This is a genomic window from Streptomyces sp. NPDC044064 (assembly GCF_056434245.1).
Genome location: NZ_JBWKFN010000005.1, coordinates 152,636 through 166,581, shown reverse-complemented (window position 1 = coordinate 166,581; position 13,946 = coordinate 152,636). Strand labels below are relative to the sequence as shown.

11 protein-coding genes are annotated in these 13,946 nt (G+C 70.8%); 8 read left to right on the top strand and 3 right to left on the bottom strand.

Annotated elements, in window-relative coordinates; all coding sequences use genetic code 11:
• The first annotated feature begins 32 nt into the window (after positions 1 to 32).
• The 6 genes from AC07DS_RS10550 (at position 33) to AC07DS_RS10525 (ending at position 7,904) form a co-directional block, all read left to right on the top strand.
• Entirely contained in the window at positions 33 to 2,885 is a 2,853-nt protein-coding gene (locus tag AC07DS_RS10550; RefSeq protein ID WP_479144063.1) for a DEAD/DEAH box helicase, read from the top strand.
• 409 nt (positions 2,886 to 3,294) lie between these two features.
• The gene (locus AC07DS_RS10545) at positions 3,295 to 4,959 is read left to right on the top strand and encodes a sensor histidine kinase (RefSeq protein WP_479144062.1); all 1,665 of its coding nucleotides are present in this window, start codon (positions 3,295 to 3,297) and stop codon (positions 4,957 to 4,959) included.
• Positions 4,956 to 5,360: a roadblock/LC7 domain-containing protein gene (locus tag AC07DS_RS10540; RefSeq protein ID WP_145882813.1), complete on the top strand. Its 405-nt coding sequence runs from the start codon at positions 4,956 to 4,958 to the stop codon at positions 5,358 to 5,360. Before AC07DS_RS10545 ends, AC07DS_RS10540 begins: the two co-directional genes overlap by 4 nt.
• Positions 5,357 to 5,773, top strand: a complete 417-nt coding sequence (locus tag AC07DS_RS10535; RefSeq protein ID WP_479144061.1) for a DUF742 domain-containing protein — start codon at positions 5,357 to 5,359, stop codon at positions 5,771 to 5,773. The genes AC07DS_RS10540 and AC07DS_RS10535 overlap by 4 nt, the downstream gene beginning before the upstream one ends.
• Complete coding sequence (locus AC07DS_RS10530; RefSeq protein WP_479144060.1) at positions 5,754 to 6,374, top strand: GTP-binding protein; 621 nt, start codon at positions 5,754 to 5,756, stop codon at positions 6,372 to 6,374. The genes AC07DS_RS10535 and AC07DS_RS10530 overlap by 20 nt, the downstream gene beginning before the upstream one ends.
• Before the next feature lie 45 nt (positions 6,375 to 6,419).
• A complete protein-coding gene (locus AC07DS_RS10525) occupies positions 6,420 to 7,904 on the top strand; it encodes a cytochrome P450 (protein WP_479144059.1) in 1,485 nt (494 codons plus the stop codon).
• Positions 7,905 to 7,919: 15 nt separating this feature from the next.
• Here the strand turns inward: AC07DS_RS10525 and AC07DS_RS10520 are convergent, their stop codons facing one another.
• The 3 genes from AC07DS_RS10520 to AC07DS_RS10510 all read right to left on the bottom strand — a co-directional run bounded on the left by AC07DS_RS10520 (position 7,920) and on the right by AC07DS_RS10510 (position 10,833).
• Entirely contained in the window at positions 7,920 to 8,873 is a 954-nt protein-coding gene (locus AC07DS_RS10520; protein ID WP_479144058.1) for an RluA family pseudouridine synthase, read from the bottom strand.
• Between the two features lie 78 nt (positions 8,874 to 8,951).
• Complete coding sequence (locus AC07DS_RS10515) at positions 8,952 to 9,800, bottom strand: siderophore-interacting protein (RefSeq protein WP_479144057.1); 849 nt, start codon at positions 9,798 to 9,800, stop codon at positions 8,952 to 8,954.
• Positions 9,801 to 9,912: 112 nt separating this feature from the next.
• Complete coding sequence (locus tag AC07DS_RS10510; protein ID WP_479144056.1) at positions 9,913 to 10,833, bottom strand: 5'-3' exonuclease; 921 nt, start codon at positions 10,831 to 10,833, stop codon at positions 9,913 to 9,915.
• Positions 10,834 to 10,972: 139 nt separating this feature from the next.
• On the opposite strand from AC07DS_RS10510, the gene AC07DS_RS10505 reads away from it, so the two are divergent.
• Entirely contained in the window at positions 10,973 to 12,049 is a 1,077-nt protein-coding gene (locus AC07DS_RS10505; protein WP_479144055.1) for a quaternary amine ABC transporter ATP-binding protein, read from the top strand.
• Positions 12,042 to 13,856 (top strand): ABC transporter permease/substrate binding protein, encoded by a 1,815-nt coding sequence (locus tag AC07DS_RS10500; protein WP_479144054.1) that lies wholly within the window; start codon positions 12,042 to 12,044, stop codon positions 13,854 to 13,856. The genes AC07DS_RS10505 and AC07DS_RS10500 overlap by 8 nt, the downstream gene beginning before the upstream one ends.
• Positions 13,857 to 13,946: the final 90 nt, after the last annotated feature.

Genomic DNA, 13,946 nt, shown 5'->3' with positions numbered 1-13,946 from the left:
CGCACTTTGTCGATCAACGCACGTTCGGGATAATGATCGTCCTGTTGTCAGTGCCGCCCGGTACGCTCGAAAGCACGATGACAGAGGATCTCTCACCGGCCGAGCGGTACGCGGCAGCCCGGAGGCGGGCAGCCGAGCAGGCCACCGCGCTCGCGTCCTTCCGCGAGATGTACGACTTCGGCCTCGACCCCTTCCAGATCGAGGCCTGCCAGGCCCTCGAAGAGGGGAAGGGCGTGCTGGTGGCCGCCCCCACCGGCTCGGGCAAGACGATCGTGGGCGAGTTCGCCGTCCACCTCGCCCTGCTGCAGGGCAAGAAGTGCTTCTACACGACACCCATCAAGGCGCTGTCGAACCAGAAGTACGCCGACCTGTGCCGCCGCTACGGCGCGGACAAGGTCGGCCTGCTCACCGGCGACAACAGCGTCAACTCCGACGCCCCGGTGGTCGTGATGACCACCGAGGTGCTGCGGAACATGCTGTACGCCGGCTCGCAGACCCTCCTCGGCCTCGGCTACGTGGTCATGGACGAGGTGCACTACCTCTCCGACCGCTTCCGGGGTGCCGTCTGGGAGGAAGTGATCATCCACCTGCCCGAGTCGGTGACTCTGGTGTCGCTTTCGGCGACCGTGTCCAACGCCGAGGAGTTCGGTGACTGGCTGGACACCGTCCGTGGTGACACCGAGGTGATCGTCTCCGAGCACCGGCCCGTGCCGCTGTTCCAGCACGTGCTCGCCGGGCGCCGGACGTACGACCTGTTCGAGGAGGGCGAGGGCCACAAGAAGGCCGTCAACCCCGACCTCGTCCGCCTCGCCCGCATGGAGTCGACCCGGCCGTCGTACCAGGACCGCCGGCGCGGCCGCGCGATGCGCGAGGCCGACCGCGAGCGGGAGCGCAGACAGCGCTCGCGCGTGTGGACGCCGGGCCGGCCCGAGGTCATCGAACGCCTCGACTCCGAGGGCCTGCTGCCCGCGATCACCTTCATCTTCAGCCGCGCCGCCTGCGAGGCCGCCGTCCAGCAGTGCCTGTTCGCGGGCCTGCGGCTCAACGACGAGGAGGCGCGGGAGCAGGTGCGCGCGCTGGTGGAGGAGCGCACCGCCGCGATCCCGTCCGAGGACCTGCACGTCCTCGGCTACTACGAGTGGCTGGAGGGCCTGGAGCGGGGCATCGCCGCCCATCACGCGGGCATGCTGCCGACCTTCAAGGAGGTCGTCGAGGAGCTGTTCGTACGCGGCCTGGTCAAGGCCGTGTTCGCCACCGAGACCCTCGCCCTCGGCATCAACATGCCCGCCCGCTCGGTGGTCCTGGAGAAGCTCGTCAAGTGGAACGGCGAGCAGCACGCCGACATCACGCCCGGTGAGTACACCCAGTTGACGGGGCGTGCGGGCCGGCGTGGCATCGACGTCGAGGGTCATGCCGTGGTGCTGTGGCAGCGCGGGATGAGCCCCGAGCACCTCGCCGGACTGGCGGGCACCCGTACGTATCCGCTGCGCTCCAGCTTCAAGCCGTCGTACAACATGGCGGTCAACCTGGTCGAGCAGTTCGGCCGGCACCGCTCGCGCGAGCTGCTGGAGACCTCCTTCGCGCAGTTCCAGGCCGACAAGTCGGTCGTCGGCATCTCCCGGCAGGTGCAGCGCAACGAGGAGGGCCTGGAGGGCTACAAGGCCTCCATGACCTGCCACCTCGGCGACTTCGAGGAGTACGCGCGGCTGCGCCGCGAACTGAAGGACCGCGAGACCGAGCTGGTCCGGCAGGGCGCCAACCAGCGGCGGGCCGAGGCAGCCGTGTCCCTGGAGAAGCTCAAGCCGGGCGACATCATCCACGTCCCCACGGGCAAGTACGCAGGTCTGGCGCTGGTGCTGGACCCCGGCCTGCCCGCCGGCCGTTCCAACGGCCACCGCGGCTTCGACCACCACGACGGCCCGCGCCCGCTGGTGCTGACCGCCGAACGGCAGGTCAAGCGGCTGGCGTCGATGGACTTCCCGGTCCCGGTCGAGCCGCTGGACCGGATGCGGATCCCGAAGTCCTTCAACCCGCGCTCACCGCAGTCCCGTCGGGACCTGGCCTCCGCGCTGCGCACCAAGGCCGGGCACGTCCCGGCGGAGCGGGCCCGCAAGAAGCGCTCGCAGGCCGCCGACGACCGCGAGATCGCCCGGCTGCGCACGGAGATCCGGGCGCATCCGTGTCATGGGTGCAACGACCGTGAGGACCACGCCCGTTGGGCCGAGCGGTACCACCGGCTGCTGCGGGACACCTCGCAGCTGGAGCGGCGCATCGAGGGCCGTACGAACACCATCGCGCGGACCTTCGACCGGATCGTCGCCCTGCTGACCGAGCTGGACTACCTGCGCGGCGACGAGGTCACCGAGCACGGCAAGCGGCTCGCCCGGCTCTACGGCGAACTCGACCTGCTGGCCAGTGAGTGCCTGCGCGAGGGCGTGTGGGAGGGTCTCGGCCCGGCCGAACTCGCCGCCTGCGTCTCGGCGTTGGTGTACGAGGCCCGGGTCGGCGACGACGCCATGGCGCCCAAGCTGCCCTCCGGCAAGGCGAAGGCCGCGCTCAGCGAGATGGTCCGGATCTGGGGCCGGCTGGACGGTCTGGAGGAGGAGTTCCGGATCACCCAGACCGAGGGCGTCGGCCAGCGCGAGCCGGACCTCGGCTTCGCCTGGGCCGCGTACATGTGGGCCTCGGGGACGGGGCTCGACGAGGTGCTGCGCGAGGCGGAGATGCCCGCGGGTGACTTCGTGCGGTGGTGCAAGCAGGTCATCGATGTCCTCGGGCAGATCTCGGCGGCATCTCCGGTGGAGGGTTCGACCGTGACCAAGGCCGCGCGCAAGGCTGTCGACCAGTTGCTGCGAGGGGTCGTCGCCTACTCGTCGGTGGGGTGATGTCCCGTCGGTGAGTGCCGACTGAAGAAGGGCGCCGAGCGTGGCTCGGCGCCCTTCTGTGCGCGCTGCCTGCCGACAGGGGCACTCGTCCTGACCGCCGGAGTCTGAGCCGTCTTTTCACTCATCACGGTGAGTAGTTTTCGTATATCCGTACGCCGTTACGCGTCGTGTTCGAATGATCGCCGAGCGTGTAAATGGAGTCGAGCGTACTCCTGTTGTGTGGGCGATTTCAGGTGCTTGCCGAATATGACACGGCGATGATCCGGTCGGACTAAGCTCGCCCGCGGCGCACCGAGTTGAGGTGAATTCGTGCGCCTGTTCCCAAACTTCCCGATGATCCCTTCGGTTCCATGACTCTTCCCCCCGCAAGCTCTCCTGACACCCAGCCGACTCGTCTCAGAAGGCATCCATGGTGAGTGTTCAAAAGCCTCCCGGTGGCCGTGAACGTCCTTATGCGCGCGTGCTGTTGCTGCCGGCCATAGCGATGGCCGCGGCGACCGCGGCGGCGGTCGCCCTGGCCCCGGCCCCGGCCCGGATCGCCGTGGGCGGGTGCGGGGCCGTGGCCCTGCTGCTGGTCCTCGCCACGGGCGCCGAAGCCGTCCGCCGCGGACGCAAACTGCGCGAGGCGCAGGCCGAGCACGACCGTCACACCGCGTATCTGGAGCGCCGCCTCGCCGTCCACGACGCGGAGATCGTCCGCCTCGGCGTCGACGTCCTGCCCACCGCGCTTCTCCGGCTGCGCCACGGAGAACCGCTCAGAGAGGTGATGCGTAAGGTCGTCGACAACGACCCCGACCTGCGCCACATGCCCGAGTCGCAGCGCACCCTGCTGCGCACGGCGCTGAAGGGTGCCGACTTCGAGATCTCGATGCGCGACGCCACCGAGCGCTCCTACGTCAGCATCGCCCGCCGCATCCAGGCCATCGTCCACCAGCAGGCCAACGAACTGCGGGAGATGGAGGAGGACCACGGCCGCAACCCCGAGGTCTTCGACGACCTGCTGCGCATCGACCACGGCACCGCGCTGATCGGCCGCCTCGCCGACACCATCTCCGTGCTCGGCGGCGGACGCCCCGGCCGTCAGTGGCCGCTGCCCGTCTCGCTCTACAGCGTGCTGCGCGGTGCCATGTCCCGGATCCTGGAGTACCGGCGCATCGAGCTGAACTCCATCGTCAACATCAACATCAAGGGCACGTCCGTCGAGCCGCTCCTCCACGCGGCCGCCGAACTCCTCGACAACGCCACCCGCTACTCGCCGCCGTCGACCAAGGTGCACGTCACCGCCGCCGAGGTGCAGTCCGGACTCGTCATCGAGATCGAGGACGCCGGCGTCAGCCTCAGCGAGGAAGGCCGCGCCCGCATCGAGAAGGCGATCTACGACGCCATGGCGGGCGACGACGCGGAGAACCTGGGCTCCAACCCGCGCCTCGGCCTCGCCGTCGTCGGCCGGCTGTGCAAGGCCTTCGACATGCAGGTCTCGCTGCGCGCCTCCGCCTACGGCGGCGTCCGCGCGATCCTCGTCGTACCGCGCGTGATGACCACCACCGAACCCGGCGTCGGCGCCGCCCACGGCATCGGTGCCACCGGCGTGCCCAAGCCCGAACTCGGCGCGGTGGAGGGCCCGAAGCGCAGGCCCAAGAAGCGGCGCCCCACCAGCCCCCGCATCCCCGCCGGGATCTCGATGGAGGACGACGTCCCCGAGGTCACCGAGTGGACGGCGGGCGGTCTGCCGCAGCGGCGCAGCCGGGTGAAGACACCGCTCAGCCAGCGGTACGCCGAACAGGCCGCCATCGAGCGCGCCGAGCGCGAGGGCCGGCCGACCATCTGGTCCCAGCACAAGCCCGAACCCGAGCCCGAGCCCGAGATCGACCCCGAGATCCAAAAGCTCCGGGACCGGCCGCCGGGCATGTGGGTCGACGACTTCTGGAACGGCCTGCGGAAGGGCATGCCCGAGGACGCCACCGCGCCCGAGCTGACCGACTTCACGCGGAACCCCACCAAGTACCTGCACCTGCTCAACGATTCGGACACCGCCATCGAGGGCGTCACCGACGACGAGGGGAACCTCAAGTGATCCAGCAGCGAGGCAACTTCGACTGGATGCTCAAGCAGCTCAACGACGGCGTACCGGGCGTCCAGATGATCGTGGTCCTCTCCGCCGACGGACTGCGCATCGCCCGTTACGGCGGCGACCCCGACGCGGCCGACCGGGTGGCCGCCGCCTGCGCGGGCGTGCAGAGCCTCGCCGGTGCCATCATCCAGGAGATCGAGGGTGCCGGCGACATGAAGCTCGTCGTCATCGAGATCGAGGGCGGCTACTTCTACCTCATGGACGCCGGCGCCAACGCCTACCTGGCCGTGCTGGCCGACGTGACCTGCGAGCCGGGCCGGATGGCCGGCATGATGCGCGACCTCGTCGTCCGGATCGGAGCCCATCTCACCAGTCCGCCCCGGCGGAACGGGCAGACCGTATGACTCCTCCGCAACGCAAACGGCGCCTGCCGCACCAACCGCCCCCTCCACCGCCGCCGCCCCCCACCCCCGCGGACGGCGAGGAGAAGCCCGGGAATCCCGAACGGCTGTACGCCATCGCCGACACCGCCGACGGCGGCCGGGCCGAACTCGACCTGGTCACCCTGATCGTGGCGCGATCCGCGCCGCCGCCGTCGGCCTCACCGGAGGAGGCGGCCGTGATCCAGCTCTGTACCAACCCCCTGTCCGTGGCCGAGCTCTCGGCCTACCTCAACCTGCCGTTCAGCGCGATGACCGTCCTGATCACCGAGCTGATCACGAACGAACTGGTGCAGGCGCGCGCCCCGATCGTCCGCAAGGCGCTCCCGGACCGTTCTCTCCTCGAAGCGGTGATGCATGGACTTCAACGGCTCTGACACCATCCCCGGCCCACGCACCGGTGATCACCTCCCGCAGACGGCGCAGGCCGCGGTGAAGATCGTGATCGTGGGCGGCTTCGGCGTCGGCAAGACCACCATGGTCGGTTCGGTCAGCGAGATCAGGCCGCTGACCACGGAGGAGACCATGACCCAGGCCGGGATCGGGGTCGACGACAACTACGGCTCCGAGACCAAGACCGCCACCACCGTGGCCATGGACTTCGGCCGGATCAGCATCACCGACAAGCTGGTGCTCTACCTCTTCGGCACCCCGGGCCAGGAGCGCTTCTGGTTCCTGTGGAACGGCCTGTTCGAGGGCGCGCTCGGGGCGGTCGTCCTGGTCGACACCCGCCGCCTGGAAGTCAGTTTCGACGTCATGGGACGGCTGGAGGAACGCGGCGTCCCGTTCGTCGTCGCCGTCAACTCCTTCCCCGACGCGCCTCGTTATCCGCTGGAGGAACTGCGCATCGCGCTGGACCTGGCCCCGGAGATCCCGATCATCGACTGCGACGTGCGCCGCCGGGCCTCCAGCAAGGACGTGCTGATGACCCTGATGCGTTTCCTGCACTCGCTCGCCATGTCCGGCGCCCTCACCTGACCCGCATCCGACCGACCCCCACACCTTCCGCTCCGGAGCGACACTGTGACGCCTGAATCCCAATCCCTCACCGGTACCGACGCCACCGCCGGGCCGCCGCCCGGCTGCCCGGCGCACGGCCTCGGTCCCGGAGGAGTGCACCGCCTCTACGGCCCCGACGCGGCGGACCTGGACGACCTGTACGAGCGGCTGCGGGAGGAGCACGGCAGCGTCGCGCCCGTGCTGCTCCACGAGGACGTGCCGGTGTGGGTGGTCCTCGGGCACGCCGAGAACCTGCACATGGTCCGCAGCCCCTCCCAGTACGCCCGCGACAGCCGGACGTGGACCGCGCTGCAGGAGGGCATGGTCAAACCCGACCACCCCCTCATGCCGCACATCGCCTGGCAGCCCATCTGCGCTTTCGCCGAGGGCGACGAGCACCAGCGGCTGCGCGCGGCGGTCACCGGCGCCATGTCGACCATCGACCACCGCAGCATGCGCCGGCACATCGGCCGCTACACCCAGGAGCTGGTCAACGACTTCTGCGAACGCGGCCGTGCCGACCTGGTCTCCCAGTTCGCCGAGCACCTGCCGATGGCCGTCATGTGCGAGCTCCTCGGCATGCCCGAGGAGTACAACGACCGGATGGTGCAGGCCGCCCGCGACGCGCTCAAGGGCACCGAGACCGCCATCGAGAGCCATGCGTACGTCATCGACGCGCTGAGCCGGCTCACCACCCGTCGCCGAGCCCGGCCCGACGACGACTTCACCAGTCACCTCATCACCCACCCCGCGGGACTGACCGACGACGAGGTCCGCGAACACCTGCGCCTCGTCTTCTTCGCGGCCTACGAGGCCACCGCCAACCTGCTCGCCAACGCGCTGCGCATGGTCCTCACCGAGCCGGGCTTCCGTGCCCAGCTCAACGGGGGCCAGATGACCGTGCCGGAGGCGATCGAGCAGTCCCTGTGGGACGAGCCGCCGTTCAGCACCGTCCTCGGCTACTTCGCCAAGCAGGACACCGAGCTGGGGGGCCAGCGCATCCGCAAGGGGGACGGGCTGCTCTTCGCGCCGGCCCCGGGCAACGTGGACCCGCGGGTGCGGCCCGACCTGTCGGCCAACATGCAGGGCAACCGCTCCCACCTCGCCTTCGGCGGCGGCCCCCACGAGTGCCCCGGCCAGGACATCGGCCGTGCCATCGCCGACGTCGGTGTGGACGCCCTGCTGACGCGGCTCTCGGACATCCAGCTGGACTGTGCCGAGGAGGACCTGCGCTGGCGGTCGTCGATCGCCTCCCGGCATCTGGTGGCCCTGCCGGTGCGCTTCGAACCGAAGCCCCAGCAGGACGCCGGCCTCCCGCCCAGCCCGTCGCACATCCCGACCCAGCGCGCCACCTGGCAGGTCGGCTCCGTCCGCCCGGAACCGGCCCCCGTGCCGGAGCCCACCCCGGCGACCCCGAGCCCGGCCCCCGAGCCGGCCCCCGTGGCACCGGCGCAGCCCCGCCGGCAGAACGTGTGGCAGCGGATGCTGCGCTGGTGGCGAGGGGAGTGAGCGAGCGGAGCGCGGTCAGGGCTCCTGGCCGGCCCACCGCCCGGGCGAGTGCCAGGCCTCCAGCGTCCGCCCGCTGACGAACGCGTGCTCCGCCCCCGTCACCGGATCGGTGAACTCCAGCCGCCGTGCGAGCAGTTGCAGCGGACGCCGGAAGTCGCCGGGCGGTACGGGGGCGGTCACCTCCGGGTAGAGCGGATCGCCGAGGATGGGGATGCCCAGCGCGCTCAGGTGCACCCGCAGCTGGTGCGTCTGCCCCGTCTCCGGGACGAGCCGGTACCGGCCCAGCGCGGCCCGGTGTTCGGCCAGCTCCACCCGGGTCACGGCGTTGGGTTCGCCCTCGATCTCGCGCGCGGCCGGAATGCCGCGCTCCTTCAGGATCCGGCTGCGCACGGTGCGGGGCAGGGCGAGCGAGGCGTCGTACGGTGCGATCGCCTCGTACTCCTTGCGGACCAGCCGGTCCGCGAACAGCGTCTGGTACGCGCCGCGCTCCTCGGGCCGCACCGTGAACAGCACGAGGCCGGCGGTGAGCCGGTCCAGCCGGTGTGCGGCGGACAGCGACGGGATACCCAGCTCGGTCCGCAGCCTGGCCAGCACGGTCTGGGTGACATGCGTGCCGCGCGGGGTCGTCGCGAGGAAGTGCGGCTTGTCGGCCACGACGATGTGCGCGTCCCGGTGGACCACCTCCAGCGGGAAGGGCACCGGTACCTCGGCGGGCAGCTCCCGGTGGAACCAGACGAACATCCCCGGTTCGTACGGTGCGTCCGGCGCCACCGCCCGCCCGTCGGCGCCCACGATCAGCCCCGCGTCGAGCATCGCCTCGACCACCCCGGGCCCGGCCCCCGTCAGCCGCTCCACGAGATGCTCCCGCACGGTCGCCCACACCCCGTCGAACGGCAGCCGCACCCGCACCGGGTCGACACCGTCACGCTGGGGGAGCGGGGCAGGCGGGGGCGGGCTACGGCGTCTCATCGGTCAAGGGTACGAGGCTGCCCGGACGGCAGACGAAAGCGGCGGCACCCCGTCAGGGTGCCGCCGCTTTCGAAGTGTTCAGGCCGCCGCCGCGCCGTCGCTCTCCTGCTCGGCCTCGATGCGGGCGTTCCAGTCCCGCTTGGAGGCCTGCCAGCCGTCCTCGTTGTGGCCGAGGCGCCAGTAGCCGGAGATCGACAGGTCCTCGCGCGGAATCTGCAGCTCGACCCGGAACAGCCGGCGCAGCTCCTTCACGAAGCTCGCCTCGCCGTGCACGAACGCGTGCATCCGGCCCTCGGGGAACTCCAGCGCGTGCACGGCCGCCACCAGGGCCTCGCCCACCGGCCGGTCCCCGCGGTGCACCCAGACGACCTCCACCTCGGAGTCGATCTTCTGCTCCTCCTCGGGGCCGGACACCTCCACGAAGGCGTACGCCCGGGCGTCGGAGGGCAGCGTCTCCAGGGCGCGGGCGATCGCGGGCAGCGCGCTCTCGTCACCGGCGAGCAGATGCCAGTCGGCGCTCGGGTCGGGCGCGTAGGCACCCCCCGGGCCCATGAAGCGCACACTCTCACCGGGCTGCACCCGGGTGGCCCACGGCCCGGCCAGACCCTCGTCGCCGTGGATCACGAAGTCCAGGGTCAGCTCGCGGTGCTCGGGATCCCAGGCGCGCACGGTGTACGTCCGCGTCACCGGCCACTGCTCACGGGGGAACTCCGCGCGGATCCGCTCCACGTCGAAGGGCTCCGGGTAGGTCACGCCAGGAGGGCCGAACAGCAGCTTCACATAGTGGTCGGTGCAGGTGTCCGCGGCGAAATCGGCGAGGCCCTCGCCGCCGAGCACCACACGCTGCATATGCGGCGTGAGCCGCTCCGTGCGCACCACCTGGGCGGTATGGGGCTTGCGCGGCTTTCGTCCCGGGCGCTCTGCCATCACGGCCTCCTGCTGCATTGGTTAGGTTTACCTAAGTTAGCATCTCTCTCTGGTTGACACGCCTTCCAGAAGGCCTCGGTGAACGCGCTTTGCCGGAATATTCCGGTCGGACTCACTGTCCCAGTGTCGTCAGCAGCCGCTGCAGGGAGCCGCCCAGCCCCCAGCGCGCCGCCAGCTCCTCAAGTCCCGCCGGATCCCGCGGGGTGCGCGGCAGCGCGGGGTCGACGTCCGGCAGCGGGACGTCGTCGGCCACCCGCACCACCTTCGGCGCGACCGCGACGTACGGCCCGGCCTCGGTCAGCCGCTTGCGCTGCGACGGCGTGAGCTTCGCCTTCGGGTCGTCGACCGCCGCCATGATCCCGGCCAGGTCGCCGAACTCGGCGAGCAGCTTGGCGGCCGTCTTCTCGCCGATCCCGGACACGCCCGGCAGGCCGTCGCTCGGGTCGCCGCGCAGCAGCGCCAGATCCGCGTACCCCCGCCCGTCGACCCCATACTTCTCACGCAGTACGGCCTCGTCGGTCAGCTGCAGCGTGCCGACCCCCTTCAGCGGGTACAGCACGCGGATGCCGCGCTCGTCGTCGACGAGCTGATACAGGTCGCGGTCGCCGGTGACGATGTCCACCGGTCCGTCGGCGCGCGCCGTGAACGTGCCGATCACATCGTCGGCCTCGTAGTCCGCGACCCCGACCCGGGCGATGCCGACCGCGTCCAGCACGGCCTCGATGACCGGCACCTGCGGGGTGAGCGTGTCCGGCACCTGCTCCTCGTCCGGTGTGCCCTCGTGCTCCTCGGCGACCCGGTGCGCCTTGTAGGTGGGGATCAGGTCCACCCGCCACTGCGGCCGCCAGTCGGCGTCCATGCAGGCCACCAGCTTCGCCGGCCGGTGGTCCTGGACCAGCCGGTCGATGAAGTCCAGCAGTCCCCGCACGGCGTTCACCGGCGTGCCGTCGGGCGCCCGCACGGAGTCCGGCACGCCGAAGTAGGCGCGGAAGTACAGCGAGGCGGTGTCGAGAAGCATGAGTCGTCCGGTCACGGTCGCATCATGCCGTACGGCACTGACGGTCACCTGCCGCCACGGATCCACCCCTGTGAGCTGGGCCACTTAAAAGTTTGACCAAAGCGGTCGTGGGGAGGCGCGGCCTCTGTTGTGTCCACCCAGACGAGAGGCAAGCGTGTCATCCAGGCTTGAGGCGGAACACCTGTTCAAGGTGTTCGGCAGACGACCGGACCAGGCAGTGGAACGGCTGCGCCAGGGCGCCGACCGGGAGGAGCTGCGCGCCGACGGCACCACGGCCGCCGTCATCGACGCCTCCTTCGAGGTCGAGGCCGGCGAGATCTTCGTCGTCATGGGCCTGTCCGGCTCCGGAAAGTCCACCCTGCTGCGCATGCTCAACGGCCTGCTGGAGCCGACCGCCGGCCATGTCCGCTTCGACGGCCAGGACCTGACCGCGCTCGGCGACCGCGCCCTGCGCGAGCTGCGCTCGAAGAAGATCAGCATGGTCTTCCAGCACTTCGCGCTCTTCCCGCACCGCAGCGTCCGCCACAACGCCGCCTACGGCCTGAGCGTGCAGGGCGTGCCCCGCGCCGAGCGCGAGCGTCGCGCCGACGAGGCGCTCGCCCTGTGCGGCCTGGCCGGCTGGGAGGACTCCTGGCCCGACGAGCTGTCCGGCGGCATGCAGCAGCGCGTGGGCCTCGCCCGCGCCCTCGCCACCGACGCCGACCTGCTCCTCATGGACGAGTCCTTCAGCGCCCTGGACCCGCTGATCCGCCGTGACATGCAGGACCAGCTCCTGGAGCTGCAGAAGACCCTGAAGAAGACCATCGTCTTCATCACCCACGACCTCAACGAGGCCATGCGCCTCGGCGACCGCATCGCCGTCATGCGGGACGGCCGCATCGTGCAGACCGGCACCGCCGAGGACATCCTGCTGCGCCCCGCGAACGACTACGTCGCCTCCTTCATCCAGGACGTCGACCGCTCCCGGGTGCTGACCGCCGCCGCCGTCATGGACACCGACGTGCGCGGCGACGAGGCCGACTGCGGCTGTGAGACGGCCGCCCCGGGCACGCCGTTCGCCGAACTGTGCGCGATCAGCGCCCGCCTGACCCACCCGGTCGCCGTCCTCGACGCGGACCGCGCGCTCGTCGGCGTCGTCCCCCGGCAGCGCCTCGTCGGCCTCCTCGGCGACGAACAGGGCGAGCCCACGGCGTGCGACAACAGCGGGAAGAAGGTGAACGCCCGTGCCTAGGCTGCACCTCGGCGACTGGGTCGACTCGGGCGTCGACTGGCTGGTCGCCCACCTCTCCTGGCTGTTCGACGCGGTCCGCGCGGTCGTGGAGGGCATGTACGACGGCATCGACACCGTCCTCGCCGCGCCCGCGCCCCTGCTCCTGGCGGGCATGCTCGCGGTCGTCGCCTGGTGGCTGCGCGGGCTCGCCGCAGGTGTCCTCGCCTTCGCCGGGTTCGCCCTCGTCGACTCGCTCGACCTGTGGGACCGGGCCATGTCCACCCTGGCACTGGTCCTCGTCGCCACCGTCATCGCCCTGTTGATCTCGGTCCCGCTGGGCATCTGGGCCGCCCGCTCCCGCGCGGTCAGCGCCGCCGTACGGCCCGTCCTGGATCTGCTCCAGACCATGCCGTCGATGGTCCTGCTGATCCCGGCCATCCTCTTCTTCGGCCTGGGCACCGCCGCCGGTGTCATCGCCACGCTGATCTTCGCGCTCGCCCCCGGCGTCCGCATGACCGAGCTGGGCATCCGTCAGGTCGACGCCGAACTGGTCGAGGCCGCCGAGGCGTTCGGCACCACGCCGCGCGACACCCTGCTGCGCGTCCAGCTGCCGCTCGCCCTGCCGACCATCATGGCCGGCGTCAACCAGGTGATCATGCTGGGCCTGTCCATGGTCGTCATCGCGGGCATGGTCGGCACGGGCGGACTGGGCGGCGCTGTCAACGAGGCCATCGGGCAGCTCGACATCGGCTTCGGCTTCGAGGCGGGCGTCGGCATCGTCGTCCTCGCCATCTACCTGGACCGCGTGACCGGCGCCCTCGGCACCCAGATCTCCCCGCAGGGCCGCAGGGCCGCTGCGAAGGACCGGACGACCGTGTGGTCGTACAGCCCGCGCCCGCAGGTCGCCGTCGTCGGCGTGGTCGTCCTCGCGCTCGTCGCCGGAGGCATGGGGATCTTCGGCTCGTCCTCGGGCACCTCCGGGGCCTCCGCCACGAACGTCGGCCGGGGCAAGGAGATCAGGATCGGCTACATCCCGTGGGACGAGGGCATCGCCTCCACCTACCTCTGGAAGGAGCTGCTGGAGGAGCGCGGCTTCAAGGTCACGACCACCCAGTACGCCGCCGCCCCCCTCTACACCGGCCTCGCCACCGGCCAGGTCGACTTCCAGACCGACTCCTGGCTGCCCACCACGCACGCCGAGTACTGGAAGAAGTACGGCAGCAGGCTCGACGACCTCGGAAAGTGGTACGGCCCCACCTCCCTGGAACTGACCGTCCCGTCCTATGTGAAGGACGTGAACTCCCTGGCGGACCTGAAGGACCACGCCTCCGAGTTCGGCGGGAAGATCGTCGGCATCGAGCCCAGCGCGGGCATGATGGGCCTGCTCAAGACCAAGGTCCTCAAGGAGTACGGCCTCGAGGGCACGTACGACGTCGTCGACGGCTCCACGCCCGCGATGCTCGCCGAGCTGAAGCGGGACTACGCCAAGAAGCAGCCGGTCGTCGTCACCCTGTGGTCCCCGCACTGGGCGTACAGCGACTACGACCTGAAGAAGCTGAAGGACCCGAAGGGCGCCTGGGGCTCGGGCGACGGCGTGCACACCCTCGCCCGCAAGGGCTTCGCCGCCGACAACCCGGAGGTCGGCACCTGGCTGAAGAACTTCTCGATGACCGAGGAGCAGCTCACCGGCCTGGAGGCGCAGATCCAGAAGTCGGGCAAGGGCGCGGAGCAGGACGCCGTGCGCGGCTGGCTCGAGCAGCACCCGGACCTGGTCGACCGGTGGGCGCCGGTGGCCCGCAAGGGTGCCGGAAGCGGGGCGGCCGGGTGACCTGACCTCCCGACCGCCACCCGGGGGGTGGGCGGCGCCGTACGCCTGCGGGCGGGCGCCCCCACCCCTCGCGGCGTATCCGGGTGCCAC